Source organism: Polaromonas sp. P2_G11, from assembly GCF_056403595.1.
This window is the reverse complement of the sequence record NZ_JBFUFE010000005.1, coordinates 449,375-464,383: the sequence shown is the minus strand read 5'-3', so window position 1 is coordinate 464,383 and position 15,009 is coordinate 449,375. Positions and strand designations below refer to the sequence as shown.

The window sequence follows — 15,009 nt, the reverse complement described above, 5'->3', positions numbered from 1 at the left end:
ACCTTACCCGCCAAGCCAAACTCAAGATGGATCTCTTTACACCGGACGCAGTAGCCCCGATCCCCGAACCCGCAGACCAGGATTCCCTGGCCGCGTACGCGCAGCGGGCTTACCTTGAATATGCCCTCAGTGTCGTCAAGGGCCGCGCCTTGCCCGACGTTTGCGATGGCCAGAAGCCGGTGCAGCGCCGCATCCTCTTCAGCATGTCGCGCATGGGCCTGGGTTTTGGCGGGGCGAATGGCGCGAGCGGTGCCAAGCCTGTCAAGAGCGCGCGCGTTGTCGGCGACGTGCTCGGTAAATACCACCCGCACGGCGACCAGGCGGCGTATGACGCCATGGTGCGCATGGCGCAGGACTTCAGCCAGCGCTATCCGCTGGTCGATGGCCAAGGCAATTTCGGCAGCCGCGACGGCGACGGCGCAGCGGCCATGCGATACACCGAGGCTCGGCTGGCCCGCATCACGACGCTGCTGCTCGATGAGCTTGATGAAGGCACGGTCGACTTCGTACCCAACTACGACGGCTCTTTCGAAGAACCGCGCCAGTTGCCGGCACGGCTGCCGTTCACGCTGCTCAATGGCGCCAGCGGCATTGCCGTGGGCCTGGCCACCGAAATCCCCAGCCACAACCTGCGCGAAGTCGCCGACGCCTGTGTGGCGCTCATCAAGACGCCCAAGCTTGCCGACGAAGAGCTGTATGCGCTGATCGCCGGGCCCGACTACCCGGGTGGCGGGCAAATTATTTCCAGCGGCGCGGAAATCGCGGCGGCCTACAGCACGGGCCGCGGCTCGCTCAAGGTGCGCGCCCGCTGGAAGATCGAAGAACTCGCGCGCGGCCAGTGGCAGCTGGTGGTGCAGGAGCTGCCGCCCGGCGTCAGCACGCAGCGTGTGCTCGAGGAAATCGAAGAGCTCACCAACCCGAAAATCAAGGCCGGCAAAAAAGCCCTGAGCCAGGACCAGGTGCAACTCAAGCAGACCATTCTGGCCGTGCTCGACGTGGTGCGCGACGAATCCAGCAAGGACGCCGCCGTGCGCCTGGTGTTCGAGCCCAAGACCAGCAAGATCAGCCAGTCCGAACTCATCAACACGCTGCTGGCCAACACCAGCCTGGAAAGCTCCTCGCCCATCAACCTGACCATGGTCGGGCTGGACGGCAAGCCGACGCAGAAAAACCTGCGCCAGATGCTGGCGGAATGGATAGAGTTCCGCCAGACCACGGTGCAAAAGCGCTCGCAGCACCGGCTCGACAAAGTGCTGGCCCGCATCCACATCCTCGAAGGCCGCCAGCTGGTGTTGCTCAACATCGACGAGGTGATTGCCATCATCCGCCAGTCGGAAGAGCCCAAGCTGGCGCTGATCGCGCGCTTCCAACTCAGCGAAATCCAGGCCGAGGACATTCTTGAAATCCGCCTGCGCCAACTGGCACGGCTTGAAGCCATCAAGATCGAGCAGGACCTGAAAAACCTGCGCGAAGAGCAAGGCCGGCTTGAGGAAATCCTGGGCAGCCCGGCTGCGCTCAAACGTCTGCTGGTCAAGGAAATTGAGGCTGACGCCAAGCAATTCGCCGATGCGCGCCGCACGCTGATCCAGGCCGAGAAAAAAGCCGTGCTCGAAGTCAAGGTGCTCGACGAGCCGGTGACCGTGGTCATCAGCGACAAGGGCTGGGTGCGCGCACGCAACGGTCACGGACATGACCCGGCAGGCTTCGCCTTCAAGGCGGGCGACGGGCTGTACGGCACCTTCGAGTGCCGCACCATCGACACGCTGCTGGCCTTTGGTTCGCGCGGCCGCATTTATTCGGTGCCGGTGTCATTGCTGCCCGGTGCGCGCGGCGACGGCCAGCCGCTCACCACCCTGATTGATCTGGAGTCGGGCACGCAGCTGGTGCATTATTTTGCGGGCCCGTCCAATGCCGCATTGCTGCTGAGCGCCAGCGGCGGCTACGGCTTCCTCGCCACGGTCGAGAACATGACGTCGCGCCTCAAAGCCGGCAAGGCCTTCATCAGCTGCGCTGAAGGTGAAACCATTTGCAGGCCTTCGCATGCCGCTTTCACCAGCGCAGCGGCGCCCTTGGTGCCGGCCACGCATGTGGCTTGCGCCTCGACCGGCGGCCGCATCCTGACGTTTGAAATCGCGGAACTCAAGATGCAGGCCGCCGGCGGGCGCGGCCTGATGCTGATCGACCTCGAAGCCAAAGACACTTTGGCTGGTGCAGCCGCTTACACGCGCAGTGTGAAGATCGAAGGCATTGGCCGCGGCGGCAAGGCGCGCGAGGAGACGCTGGAAATTCGCAGCCTGAACAATGCCCGTGCGGCGCGCGCGCGCAAGGGCAAGGCGGCCGATCTGGGCTTCAAACCCACCGGCATCAACCGCGTTGAGTAAAACTGACCGAAAGCCAAAACTGGCGGGCGCAAGAAGCTATTGATTTAATAGCAAGATGCTGCGCTCGCCGGTCTGCCAGCTTTCAGCAATCAAGCTGCCAGCAACAGATCAAGCTTCTTCAGGCCGGCCACCGTCTCCAGGCAGGCTTGCGCCACTTCCTTGCCCTTGGTCAGGAAATGTTCCGTGAAGAACTTGCGGTGTTCCTCATGCTCATGAAAATGCTGCGGCGTCAGCACCGCTGAAAACACCGGCACGCCGGTTTCCAGCTGGATGCCCATCAATGCGCTGATCACCGCGTCAGCTACAAACTCATGGCGGTAGATGCCGCCATCGACCACCAGACCGCAGCAGACCACGCCTGCATAACGGCCCGACTGTGCGAGCTTTTTCGCGTGGAGCGGAATTTCGAACGCGCCGGGCACTTCAAACGTGTCGATGGATTCAGCGGCGACGCCTTGCCTGGCCATCTCAGCCAGGAAAGCGCCGCGGCCCTGGTCCACGATGTCTTCGTGCCAGGACGACTGGATAAAGGCGAAACGTGCCTTGGTGGGTGTGCCGCCCGAACGGGAAGCCGAAGGTGGGGAAATATCTGTCTGACTCATGGATGCCTTTTTGCCAGGTGTTACCAGAATCAGGGCGCACGAGCCTGCGGCCAGCACGTGGGAGAACGAACAGCCGCTGCGGAGAACCCGCACCCAGCCATAGGCGCCCACGGCACAGCCGTAAACATCGCGCTCTCTTTCATCCGGACTGTGACCGTCGGCTTCGGAGTTGAACCGAATCTGCTGACCCTGGTTGCCGTATGAAGCACGGCAACCAGGCGCTCGCGGGCTGATGCAGTTTCCTGCAAACACCGCCGGTGGGGAATTTCACCCCGCCCTGAGAACGCTGCCCGGCGAAATGGCCGAGCGTTACGAGTTTAAGCCGGGCCGCTGGATAGCGCTTGTCGCCGGCGCGTCGGCCCCACAGCCATTGCGGATGCTGTGTAGCCGGCTTATTCGACTTCAGCCACCAGGTCAATCTCCACACAGGCGCCCATGGGGACTTGCGCCACGCCGAACGCGCTACGCGCATGCTTGCCAGCGTCGCCGAAGACTTCTGCAAACAACTCGCTGGCGCCGTTGGTCACCAGGTGCTGCTCGGTGTAGTCGCCGGTGGAGTTGACCAGGCTCATGAGCTTGACGATGCGCTTGACCTTGCCCAGGCCGACGGCGGCTTCGAGCGTGCCCATCAGGTCGATGGCGACCGAGCGCGCGGCGGCCTTGCCTTCTTCTGTCGTCATGTTCTTGCCGAGCTGGCCGACGAGGGGCTTGCCGTCCTTCTTGGCGATATGGCCGCTCAGGAACACCAGGTTGCCGGTCTGCACGAAGGGCAGGTAAGCTGCCAGGGGCGTTGCCACGGTGGGCAGGGTGATGTTCAGTGCTTTCAGCTTGTCGTAGGCGCTCATGGTGGTCCTTTTGGTGAAGAAAAATGGTTCCAGCCCAATAGGAACGAGTGCAAGCAGCTATGTTTTTGATAGCGAAGGAGGCTGCGTGACCGGCTGGCAGTGCAGGGAATTGTAGGATGGTGCGCGGGTTCCGGAGGCCTTTGGGGTCATGAAAGGAAATGATGGAACGGCGCCAGGGCCTGCGCGGCTTGTTCCGTGCTCTTTCAACCTTCCACATGCCGGCGTCACTCGGGCTTGATGCCGGCCTTTCGCACCACAGCACCCCAGCGGTCTACTTCGTTGCGCATGAAGGCACGCAGTTCGTCGCGTGTCGAGCCTTTCAGGTCAATGCCCAGGGTGGTAAGGCGCTCGCGTGTGGAAGGGTGCGCCAGCGCCGCCACCGCTTCGCTGCGCAGCCGCTCGACGATCTCGATCGGCGTGGTGGCCGGCGCCACCAATGCCCACCACTGGTTGAACTGCATGCCCTCAATGCCGGCTTCGTGCGCGGTCGGTACGCCGGGCAGGGCGGCGAGGCGCGCATTGCCGGTCACCATCAAGGCAGAGATCCTGTTCGCGCCGAGCAGCGAACTGCCGCTGGCCAGCGTGGCGAAATGCGCGTCCACCTGGCCGGCCGCAACATCGGTGAGCGCGGGCGCAGAGCCGCGATAGGGAATGGCGTTGACCTTGATCCCGGTGGCGCTGGCGAACAGTTCGCTGGAGAGGTGGCTGATGGAGCCATTGCCGCTGTGGGCCAGCGCCAGCGGCACCTTGCTGCTCCGGTAGTTTTTGAGGAAGCCCTTGATGTCGCCATTCTTGTACTGCGCGCCGCCGGCAAACAGCAGCAGCGGCGAGGTGCCGACCATGGACACCGGCGTGAAGTCGCGCAGCAGGTCGTAGGGCATCTTGTTGAACACGGCCGGCGCAATCGCATGCGGCAGCTCGACGATGGCGAAGGTGTAGCCGTCGGGCGCGGCCTTGGCCGCGGCTTCGGTGCCGATGCGCCCGGAAGCGCCGGAGCGGTTGTCGACCACCACGCTTTGCCCCATGGTCTCGCCCATGCGCTGGGCAATCGCGCGGGCGATGGCGTCGGTGCTGCCGCCCGGCGCCCAAGGCACGATGAGGCGGATGGGTTTGTCGGGGTAGGCGGCATGGGCGGTTCCCGCCAGAGTGGCGCAGGCCAGAAGCAGGGTGGTGAGCAGTCGGGTCTTCACGGTGAAATTTCCTTTGCGGGCTGAAGAAAAGGGGGCGTGCGGTCAAGGGATGGGGTTAAAGGTGTCACGGTCGCCTTTGGCCGTGAGCAGCAGCAACGCGTGTTCTGATGCCTGCACTTGGCCAAGTGCGCGCAGGCGGGCCAGCGCATTGAGGCAGGCGCCGGCGCAAAGCTCCACCCACAGGCCTTGCGCTGCAAGCCTGGCGCTGCCCTGGATGGCGCCGGCGTCATCAATGACCACGGCGCCGCCGCCCGACTGCTGCACGGCCAGTTGCTGTTGCAGCGTGACGGTGCTGCCGCCTGTCGAAAACTGCGTCGTCTGGCCGTTGAATTCCGACTGCAGCGGCGCGCCCTCGAGCACACGGGAAAGGCGGGGGAACGGCTCAACGGCCCATAACCTGGGCATGTGCCCAATGAGTCCCGCCCGGTGCAAATCACGCAGTGCGCTGTAAATGCCCCAGAGCAGGTCGCCACGGGCGGTGGGGACCAACACGTGGTCCGGCACGCAGCCGCCAGCGACAAATTCGAGCGCCACGGCGCGGTAGCCTTCCACGCCAAAAGCAGGGCTGCCGACCGCCGGCACGCTGTAGTTGGTGAGGGCAAAGGCCCCGTCCTGCTCGACCCGCCGTCGTACATGGTTCCAGCGCTCAAAGCCGTGGTCGAACTCCATGCGCCGGGCGCCCAGGTGATGGAGGGCCCGCGCGAAGGGCGCCGGCATGTCGCGGTAGGTGGCGATTTCGCAGGGCAGCCCGGCCGCGGCGCAATAGGCTGCTGCCGAAACTGCTGCGTTGCCGCTGGAGGCCAGCACCACGGTCTGCGCGCCTGCGTCCAGCGCCCGGCTGACGGCCTGTGCCGACATGCGGTCTTTGTGCGAGCCAGTGGGGTTCATGCCCTCATGCTTGGCGCTGAGCTGGCACAGGCCAAGCTCGCGCGCCAGGCGCGGCAGGTCCAGGCAAGGCGTGTTGCCTTCACCCAGGGAAACGCCGCGGGTGTAGGGCAGCCAGTCGCCCCACTTATAACCTGTGCTGGCTGTTTTCAGTGTTTGGGGCAACCCGGTGTAAACGGCTTCCAGGCTGGCGGGCGTGCCCTGTGCCGCGCAGTGCGGACAGCCGGCGGGTAAATCTTGCAGCGGGTATTCACGGGCGCAGAGGATGCACCGCAGCCTCATCAGTCGGGGGTTGCGGCTGATGGCGTTCCATGCCGCAGGGTTTGGAAGGGATTCGGGGAAAACAGGATTCATGGGCAGATGGTACGAAGACGATGGCCTCTCATGCATCGCTTGTTTGCGATTTAAAATAAGTAAAACTTATAGGAAACCGCCATGGCCGAAGCCAGTGCACGTCAGATTGAAGTGTTCCGCATGGTCATGCGGCTGGGCACCGCCAACCGCGCGGCGGCGGCGCTGCACGTGAGCCAGCCGGCCGTCACGCAGCTGCTGCAGCAGCTCGAAGCGCGCGCCGGGCTCAAGCTGTTTGACCGGCCCAAAGGCAAGCTGACGCCCACGCCGGAGGCGCACGCGCTGATGGAAGAGGTCGAGCGGGTCTACGAAGGCCTCGAGGCCGTGCAGCGAAAAATCGTGGCCCTGCAGTCGCATGAGGACACCGTGCTGCGCATCGGTTCACTGCATGCCATGGCTGCCAGCGTGATGCCCTGGGCGCTTGCCGAGTTTCAGCGAAGCTACCCGCGCACGCGTTGCCTGCTGCTGGTCGACAGCTCGAAGGTGCTGCGTGAGGCCTTGTTCCAGGGGGCGGTGGACCTGGCTTTCCTGGGCGACGAGGCGGACACCAGCGGCCTGGTGTCCTCGCTTTTTTACCAGGTGCCCGCGGTGTGCGTCATGCCCGCGGCCCACCCGCTCGCTCGCAAGCAGGTCCTGCAGCCCAGGGATCTCGCAGAAGTGCCGCTGGTCGGCCTGTCTGCCTCGGATACGGCCCAGCGCCGGCTGGAAGCCGCGTTCGCACAGGCGGGTGTGCAGCCGCGCTTTGTGATTGAAACGCCTTACAGCGCAACGCAGTGTTCGCTGGTGCTGGCCGGGGCCGGGCTGGCAGTTACCAATCCGCTGGTGGCGCGTGAACATGTGGCGCTGGGCCTGCGCAGCGTTCCGCTGGCGGCTGATGTGTCGTTCCGGGCCTTGCTGGCTTTCAAACCGCGCCAGGCCCAGTCGGGCGCCGCGCAGGAATTTGTGAGCCTGTGCCGGCGCTGCCTGGCACGCAGCCTGCCTGAGGGCTCGTTGCTGGAAGAGCTGCCAGCGCCGCCGAAGCCGCTCAGTCCCCGGCGCTTGCCACCGGCTCCACCGTAACGGCCACGTCGAGGATGTGCTGCGCACCGCCGCGGATCACACCGCGCATGGGCGATACATCGAGGAAGTCGCGGCCGATGGCCAGTGTGACGTAATCTTCACCCGGCGCGCGGTTGTTGGTGGGGTCGAAGTCGAGCCAGGCGCCCAGGCCGGGGCAGTACACCGAAGCCCAGGCATGCGAGGCGTCGCTGCCCACCAGCCGTGGCTGGCCGGGCGGTGGCGTGGTGAGAAGGTAGCCGCTGACATAACGCGCCGGCAGGCCCATGGCGCGGCAGCAGGCCACCATGATGTGCGCGAAATCCTGGCACACGCCTTTGCCCAGCTTGAGCGCTTCGAGCGCCGGCGTGTTGACTTCGGTGCTTTCGCTCTCGTAGGTCATGGTGCTGTGAATGCGTTCCATCAGGTCGCGCGCTGCCTCGGGCAGTGGCCTGCCCGGCAGGAAGCTGGGGCGGGAAAATTCAATGAAGGCATCGTCGCGCGGCACATAGGGCGAGGCGAAGAGGAATTCGGAGGCGCTGTCGTAGGCCGCGCCGGCGCGGTAACGGAACTGTTCGCGCACCTGCTCCCAGGCGGGCGATGCAGGCTTGCCGGCGGACAGGGTCGCTTCTGATTGCAGCGGGTTGAGGGCCGACGTGGAGACGATGCTGTCAGCCACCACCGTCAGGCTCTCATGCGCCGCCTGCAGGGAAAAGTAGGTGCGCGTATTGCCGTAGACATCTTCGGTTTCGCGCAACTGGACCGGTTCGGGGTTCACCCGCAACGCATAGTCCAGCAGGGTCTGGCCGTTTCGGCTGGCGGGCTTGAGGTGCACCACATGGTGCGCGTTTTCCACCACCGGAGCATAGCGGTAACGGGTTTCGTGAACGACGTGAAGCAGCACGGAAAAACTCCTAGGGCCTCAGGCGCCCAGGCTCTGGCTGGCAGAAGCCGCGTGGCTGAAGTAGCGGCGGCTCAAGGTGTCTGACAGTTCCAGCGCGGCATCGCAGCACTGCTCGAGCAACTGCACCAGCCGCCCATCATGTTGCCCGCCGTTTTCATCTTCGCCATCGCCGGTGCTGGCCTGGGCGTCCTGGCACAAATCAGCCAGGGCCCAGCTGCCGGGGTCGGGCAGTTCCATCGCCAGGTCGGGCATGTCGCCCGGCGCGCTGCCCGCCAGCTTGGCGAGGCGCCCGCGCAGGGTCTGCACCACCCAGCCGAGGGAGCGCGGGTTGTCGCGGTCCAGCACCAGCAGATCGAGCAGGGCCGGGATGTCGCGGCGCTGCTGGTACTGCGCGTGGAAGGTGATGGTGCTGTCGAACAGCGCCACCATGGCGTTGAAGCCGCCTTCTTCAAAAATCGATCCGGTTTCAAAGCCGCGAATCAGCGCGCCGGCCAGGGTGTTGAGCCGTTCAATCAACCGGCCCACGCTCAGGAGGCGCCAGCCGTCGTCGCGGGTCATGCGGTCGGTTTGCGCACCCGTCATGGCCGAGAGGAAGCCGCTGGCCGACTCCAGCGCCCGCAGCGCCTCGACGGAAGAATATTCGAGCAGGTATTGGCTGGATTGGCTCTGGCTTTGCCCGCCCTGGCTTTGGGTCTGGCCCACCGCGCTGAACGATGAGCAGCGCTGGAAGAAGTCGGTCTCGGTGCGCACGATCATGTGCCATTGTTCCTGCGACAGGCGTTCGCGCACGGCAGATGCGGCGCTCTTGAGCGCCCGCAGGTTAAAGCCTACGCTGGCGGCCTGTTCGGTGTCGGCCAGGTTGGCGATCAGGGCGCGTTCGAAGACGCGGCGCGCATGCGTGGCCGGCGGCACGGTGTCCAGCACCAGCGCGTTGCCGACGGCCATGCTGGTCAGCCAGGCCAGCAAGGGCTGCGAGGTCTGGTCTTCGCCGCCCAGGCATTGCAGCGTGATTTGCGCCAGCCGCGTGGAGTTTTCGGCACGCTCGGTGTAGCGGCCCAGCCAGAAAAGGTTTTCGGCCGCGCGGCTGGTCACGGGCGGGCGGTGGCGCAGCGGCGCTGCGGCCCAGACAGGCGCCGGCTGCTCGGTGCGCGATGCGGTGGTGTGTTCGGCCATCGCCTTGGCTGCCGAGGGGTCGCCCAGCACCCACACGTCGGCACTGCTGCCGCCGTGCTGCATCGACGACATGTTTTCGTTCTTGCCCGCCAGCCGTGCCAGCCCGCCCGGCAGCACCTGCCAGGAGCCGTTGCCATCGGCCACCGCAAACACGCGCAGCATGGCCGAGCGCGGGGAAATCCGCTCACCCTGCCAGGTCGGCGTTTGCGGCAGAGGCAGGTAAGCCTGCACGGTGAAGTCTTCGCCCCGGCGAACAATGCGGCCAGCCCATTCGTCCAGTGCACGGCGCGACAGGGTATGGCCGATGACGGATTCCATGCCGGTGCCCGGATAGGTCGGTTTGATCACGCAGGTCTTGAGCTGGCTCAGCACGTCCTGCATCACTGCCTGCTCGCCGCACCACCAGGTGGCCAGCGAGGGCAGGGCCAGCGTTTCACCAAGCAGGTGCTCGGAGAGCGCGGGAAGAAAGCCGAGCAGCGCACTTGATTCGAGGAAGGCCGAGCCCGGCGTGTTGACCACCAACACATTGCCCGCGCGTATCACCTGCAGCAGGCCGGGCACACCCAGTGTGGAGTCCGAGCGCAGTTCCAGCGGATCGAGGAATTGGTCGTCCAGGCGCTTGAGCAGTCCGTGCACCCGCTCCAGGCCGCGCAGGGTTTTCAGGTAAAGCTTGTCATCGCGCACCAGCAGGTCGCTGCCCTCGACCAGTGTCAGGCCCAGGAAGCGCGCCAGGTAGGCGTGCTCGAAATAGGTTTCGTTGTAAGGCCCCGGCGTCAGCAGCACCACGCGGCTTTCCTCGTTGCTGTCCGTCGGGCTCATGGCCTTGAGGCCATCCACCAGCGCCTTGTACGACGCGGCCAGCCGCTCGACCTTCATTTCGCGGAAGGCTTCGGGAAACAGCAGTGAAATCGTCAGGCGGTTTTCCAGCAGGTAGCCCAGGCCCGAAGGAGCCTGCGTGCGCTGCGACACCACCGACCAGCGGCCGTCGGGGCCGTGCGCGATGTCGAAGGCGGCAATGTGCAGATAGGTGCCGCCGGCCGGCTGCACGCCCTGCATGCCGCGCAGGTAACCCGGGTGGGCATGCACCAGCGCGCTGGGCAGCAGGCCTTTGGAGAGCAGCTCCTGCGGGCCGTAGATGTCGGCCATCACGCGGTCCAGCAGGCGGGCGCGCTGCTGGATGCCGGCCTCGATCTGCGCCCAGTCGGCGGGCGAGACCATCATGGGGAACAGGTCCAGCGACCAGGGCCGCTGCGGGCCGTTGGCGTCGGCGTAGACGTTGTAGGTCACGCCGTTGTCGCGGATCTGGCGGCGCAGGTTGGCGGTGCGGTGGTTCAGGTCGTAAAAGCCGTCGCTGCCGAGGAAGTTGAAAAAGCGTGTCCAGTCGGGCGACAGGGTGTCGTCCGTCCCGGCCGCCGGGGCTTCGGGCCGGGCCGGGGCTGTTTCAGGGGGGCTGCCCGCGGCCCGCAGCGCGGGCTGTGCCGGCGCGGCCGCTTCAGCGGGCGCGGGGCCTTCGGACACACGGCCCCGCAACTCATCGAAATGCCCCGCCGCCGCATGAGGCGCCAGCGCGGCAGCCAGTGCGCAGGGGGATTCAAGCGACTGGGCGGCAAAAAGTGACTGGGTGTTATTTTCCACGTGGGTGCAAGTATGCCTGTGGCCCATCCCCTGCAAGGCTCAAGGCGGGTTCAATGCGCGGCCAAAATGGCTATTTATGCCGCTTGCGCATGCAAATGTTGCAGCCATAAGACAGCCGGGGAGGCGCTTCGCCCGAGGGCCCTCAAGCTCCCGGGCGGCTGTCGCCAGCACGGATTCAACGCAAATCGAGCGTGAACGGGAACTCCCGGCTCGGCTGCGCCGGCGCGACGCGCATCTTGCCGGGTGTATGGCCCATGCGGAAAAAGCGTGTGAGGCGGCGGCTTTCAGCCTCGTACGAATTGACCGGCAGCGTGTCGTAGCTGCGCCCGCCCGGGTGCGCCACATGGTACTGGCAGCCGCCCAGCGAGCGTTCCATCCAGGTGTCGACGATGTCAAACGTGAGCGGTGCATGCACGCCGATCGACGGGTGCAGGGCCGATGGCGGGTTCCAGGCCTTGTAGCGCACACCGGCCACATATTCGCCGACGCGGCCGGTGCTTTGCAGCGGCAATGCACGGCCGTTGACGGTGACGACATAGCGGTTGTCGTTCAGGCCCGTCACATGCACTTCGACGCGCTCGAGCGATGAATCCACGTAACGCACCGTGCCACCGGCCGAGCCTTCCTCGCCCATCACATGCCAGGGCTCCAGCGCGCTGCGCAGCGTCAGCTCAATGCTGTTGGCCTTGACCTGTCCGATCAACGGGAAGCGGAACTCGAAGTGAGGTTCGAACCAGGCCATGTCGAAGCCGTAGCCGGCTTCGCGCAACTCGGTTAGCACGTCTTCAAAATCCATGCGGATAAAGCCCGGCAGCAGGAAGCGGTCGTGCAGTTCGGTGCCCCAGCGCGTGACACGGCCGTGGTAGGGCTTGTTCCAGAAGCGCGATACCAGCGCGCGCAGCAGCAATTGCTGGGCAATGCTCATGCGCGCATGCGGCGGCATTTCAAACGCGCGCAGCTCCAGCAGGCCCAGGCGCCCGGTGGCGGAGTCGGGCGAATACATCTTGTCGATGCAGAACTCGCTACGGTGCGTGTTGCCGGTGACGTCGACCAGGATGTTGCGCAGTGTGCGGTCAACCAGCCAGGGCGGCATGTCGGCACCGTATTTTTTGCGGTTGTTCTCGATCTCGCGCAGGGCGATTTCCAGTTCGTACAGCTGGTCGTTGCGGGCCTCGTCCACACGCGGCGCCTGGCTGGTCGGGCCGATGAACATGCCCGAGAACAGATAGCTCAGCGACGGGTGGTTGTGCCAGTAGGCGATCAGGCTGCCCAGCACCTCGGGCTTGCGCAGGAAGGGGCTGTCGGCCGGCGTGGCGCCACCCAGCACAAAGTGGTTGCCGCCGCCGGTGCCGGTGTGGCGGCCGTCGGTCATGAATTTCTCGGCCGACAGGCGCGTTTCATGCGCAATCTTGTAGAGGAACTCGGTGTGTTCCACCAGCTCGCCCCAGTTGTAGGCCGGGTGGATGTTGACTTCAATGACGCCCGGGTCAGGCGTGACCTGCAGCATCTTCAGGCGCGGGTCGCGCGGTGGCGGGTAGCCTTCGAGCACGATGCTCACGCCCAGCGATTGCGACGTTGCTTCCACCGCGGCCAACAGGTCGAGGTAGTCTTCGAGCCTTTCCATGGGCGGCATGAAGACGTAGATCGCACCCACTTCGCCGCGGCCGGATTTGTTGGCCTTGCTGTCCGGGTCGGCCTTCGGTTTGTCTTTCGGGCCATTGGCGCGGGATGGGTCTCGTACTTCCACGCAGAGCGCGGTGCGCGTGAGCCAGGCGGCCGATTCAAAGGGCTTGGGCGCGCGATCGTCGGCAGGCGTTGTTGCCTCAGCGGCCGGCTTGCCATTCAACCCGTCCGTACCGTTCGTTCCGTTGTTTCCCAGCGGACGGAACTGCAGAATGCGGCTGGCTTGCGACAGCGCGGTGTTGCCCGTCATATAGCGCGCCATGTACTGCGCGAGCGAACTGGCGCTGCCGCCCGCGGATGCGGCCGCCGGTGTGGCGCCGCGGGCTGCGCTGAAGCTGCCGTTGTAGCGCGCCGCCAGTGCGGAAGCCGCCGGCAGGTCCTGTCGTGGGGCAAACGGATCGGACTCGATCATGTAAGGGTAGTCGGTCTTGGACACCCAGGGCACCGAATCCAGCGGCAGGCGATAGCCCATGGGCGAGTCGCCCGGCATCAGGTACATGCGTTCTTCGCGGAAGAACCAGGGACCGGTGGTCCATTTGGGCCCACTCAGCGCGGGCGAGGCGCCTGCGTTTCGTTGCTTGAGTTGCTCCTTGGTTTGCAGCGGCAGCACATAGCCCACCACCGAATCCAGGCCCTGCATGAAGACGCGGCGCAGGCGTTCGCGTTCCATGGCGTCGTCCAGCTTCGAATCAAACGGGTCGACGTTGACCGGCAGCCGGCGTTCGCGCCAGAGGTAGTACCAGGTATCTTCATAGCCTGGCGTGATGTAGGTGGTGGCCAGGCCCAGCTTGCCCGCCAGTGTCTGCACAAAACGCTGCGCGTCGGCGCTGGTGTAGTTGCAGGGCTGGCGTTCGTCGGCAAACAGGTCCGGGTTTTGCCAGATCGGCTGGCCGTCCTTGCGCCAGAAGATGCTCAGCGCCCAGCGCGGCAGTTGCTCGCCGGGGTACCACTTGCCCTGGCCGAAATGCAGGAAACCGCCTTCGCCATATTCGGCGCGCAATTTCTGCACGAGCTCGGTCGCGTAGCCGCGCTTGGTCGGGCCCAGCGCGTCGATGTTCCATTCGGCCGCGTCGCGGTCGGTGGTGGCCACAAAGGTCGGCTCGCCGCCCATGGTCAGGCGCACGTCGCCGGCCGCCAGGTCTTGATCGACCTTTTCGCCGAGCGCCAGCACCGCTTGCCATTGCTCCTCGGTGTAGGGCTTGGTCACGCGTGGTGACTCGTAAATGCGCTGCACCGCCATGTGGTGCTCGAACTCGACTTCGGATTTGTCGACGCCGCCTTCGACCGGCGCTGCGCTCGACGGCTCGGGCGTGCACGCCAGCGGAATGTGGCCTTCGCCGGCCATCAGTCCCGAGGTCGGGTCCAGGCCGACCCAGCCGGCACCGGGCAAAAACACCTCGCACCAGGCGTGCAGGTCGGTGAAATCAGCTTCCGCACCGCTGGGGCCGTCGATGGATTTGACGTCAGCTTTCAGCTGGATCAAATAGCCCGAGACAAAGCGCGCGGCCAGGCCCATGTGCCGCAGCAGCTGCACCAGCAGCCAGCCGGTGTCGCGGCAGGAGCCGCAGGCCAGGCGCAGGGTTTCTTCAGGCGTCTGCACGCCGGGCTCCATGCGGATGGAGTATTTGATGTCCGACTGCAGGCCCTGGTTCAGGCCCACCAGGAAGTCTATGGTGCGTTTGGGCGTGCGGTCGATTTTTTCGAGGTAGCGCTTGAGCAGCGGTGTGGCCGGCTGGGTGGCCAGGTAGGGCGCCAGTTCGCGGGCCTGCAGCGCGTTGTAGGTAAACGGGAATTCCTCGGCAGCGGGTTCCAGGAAGAAGTCAAACGGGTTGAACACCGCCATTTCCACCACCAGGTCCACCGTGACCTTGAACTCGCGCGTCGGCTCGGGAAACACCAGCCGGGCCTGGTAATTGGCAAACGGGTCCTGCTGCCAGTTGATGAAGTGGCCGGCGGGCTCAACCCTGAGGGAATACGACAGTACCTGTGTGCGGCTGTGCGGCGCAGGCCGCAGGCGGACGACCTGGGGGCCGAGTTTGACCAGGCGGTCGTATTTGTAATGCGTGATGTGGCTCAGGGCGACGTGGATGGACAAGGCAACCTCGCTTTTAAAGGACCGGGCGTGCAATCACGCCCTCAGGAAAATACGTTCAACAGACCGCCACATCTTGCGGTCTCAGGAACACCGTGTAAACAGCTTACCCGGATTTGGTGGCATTTCTGAAAGCAAGAGCTGCGCCACGTGGTCTCTTGAGTGTGAACCGGCTGTTTGGCGCTGTTTGTTGTTTACCTGCCGCGCTTTCCCGTTAAGCTCAAAGCGGTCAG

The 15,009-nt window shown here is 65.1% G+C and carries 9 protein-coding genes and 1 riboswitch; of the genes, 2 read left to right on the top strand and 7 right to left on the bottom strand.

What is annotated here, in order from left to right:
* The first annotated feature begins 26 nt into the window (after nucleotides 1–26).
* Complete coding sequence (gene parC, locus AC1DWQ_RS19580; RefSeq protein ID WP_477671109.1) at nucleotides 27–2,381, top strand: DNA topoisomerase IV subunit A; 2,355 nt, start codon at nucleotides 27–29, stop codon at nucleotides 2,379–2,381.
* Nucleotides 2,382–2,470: 89 nt separating this feature from the next.
* Here the strand turns inward: parC and AC1DWQ_RS19575 are convergent, their stop codons facing one another.
* The 4 genes from AC1DWQ_RS19575 to AC1DWQ_RS19560 form a co-directional block, all read right to left on the bottom strand.
* Complete coding sequence (locus AC1DWQ_RS19575; RefSeq protein ID WP_477671108.1) at nucleotides 2,471–2,983, bottom strand: 6,7-dimethyl-8-ribityllumazine synthase; 513 nt, start codon at nucleotides 2,981–2,983, stop codon at nucleotides 2,471–2,473.
* Nucleotides 2,984–3,110: 127 nt separating this feature from the next.
* Nucleotides 3,111–3,272, bottom strand: a riboswitch (FMN riboswitch).
* Nucleotides 3,273–3,375: 103 nt separating this feature from the next.
* The gene (locus AC1DWQ_RS19570; protein WP_457278917.1) at nucleotides 3,376–3,828 is read right to left on the bottom strand and encodes a RidA family protein; all 453 of its coding nucleotides are present in this window, start codon (nucleotides 3,826–3,828) and stop codon (nucleotides 3,376–3,378) included.
* Between the two features lie 224 nt (nucleotides 3,829–4,052).
* Complete coding sequence (locus AC1DWQ_RS19565) at nucleotides 4,053–5,018, bottom strand: tripartite tricarboxylate transporter substrate binding protein (RefSeq protein ID WP_477671107.1); 966 nt, start codon at nucleotides 5,016–5,018, stop codon at nucleotides 4,053–4,055.
* A gap of 42 nt (nucleotides 5,019–5,060) precedes the next feature.
* Entirely contained in the window at nucleotides 5,061–6,257 is a 1,197-nt protein-coding gene (locus AC1DWQ_RS19560; protein ID WP_477671106.1) for a pyridoxal-phosphate dependent enzyme, read from the bottom strand.
* Nucleotides 6,258–6,338: 81 nt separating this feature from the next.
* Here AC1DWQ_RS19560 and AC1DWQ_RS19555 point away from each other — a divergent pair, with 81 nt between their 5' ends.
* Nucleotides 6,339–7,313, top strand: a complete 975-nt coding sequence (locus AC1DWQ_RS19555; RefSeq protein WP_477671105.1) for a LysR substrate-binding domain-containing protein — start codon at nucleotides 6,339–6,341, stop codon at nucleotides 7,311–7,313.
* On the opposite strand, the gene AC1DWQ_RS19550 is transcribed toward AC1DWQ_RS19555, so the two are convergent.
* From AC1DWQ_RS19550 to AC1DWQ_RS19540, 3 genes are all read right to left on the bottom strand, one after another.
* Complete coding sequence (locus AC1DWQ_RS19550; RefSeq protein WP_477671104.1) at nucleotides 7,279–8,193, bottom strand: transglutaminase family protein; 915 nt, start codon at nucleotides 8,191–8,193, stop codon at nucleotides 7,279–7,281. The genes AC1DWQ_RS19555 and AC1DWQ_RS19550 overlap by 35 nt on opposite strands.
* 18 nt (nucleotides 8,194–8,211) lie before the next feature.
* Entirely contained in the window at nucleotides 8,212–11,001 is a 2,790-nt protein-coding gene (locus AC1DWQ_RS19545) for a circularly permuted type 2 ATP-grasp protein (RefSeq protein ID WP_477671103.1), read from the bottom strand.
* Nucleotides 11,002–11,176: 175 nt separating this feature from the next.
* Nucleotides 11,177–14,779: a transglutaminase family protein gene (locus tag AC1DWQ_RS19540; protein ID WP_477671102.1), complete on the bottom strand. Its 3,603-nt coding sequence runs from the start codon at nucleotides 14,777–14,779 to the stop codon at nucleotides 11,177–11,179.
* Nucleotides 14,780–15,009 lie beyond the last annotated feature (230 nt).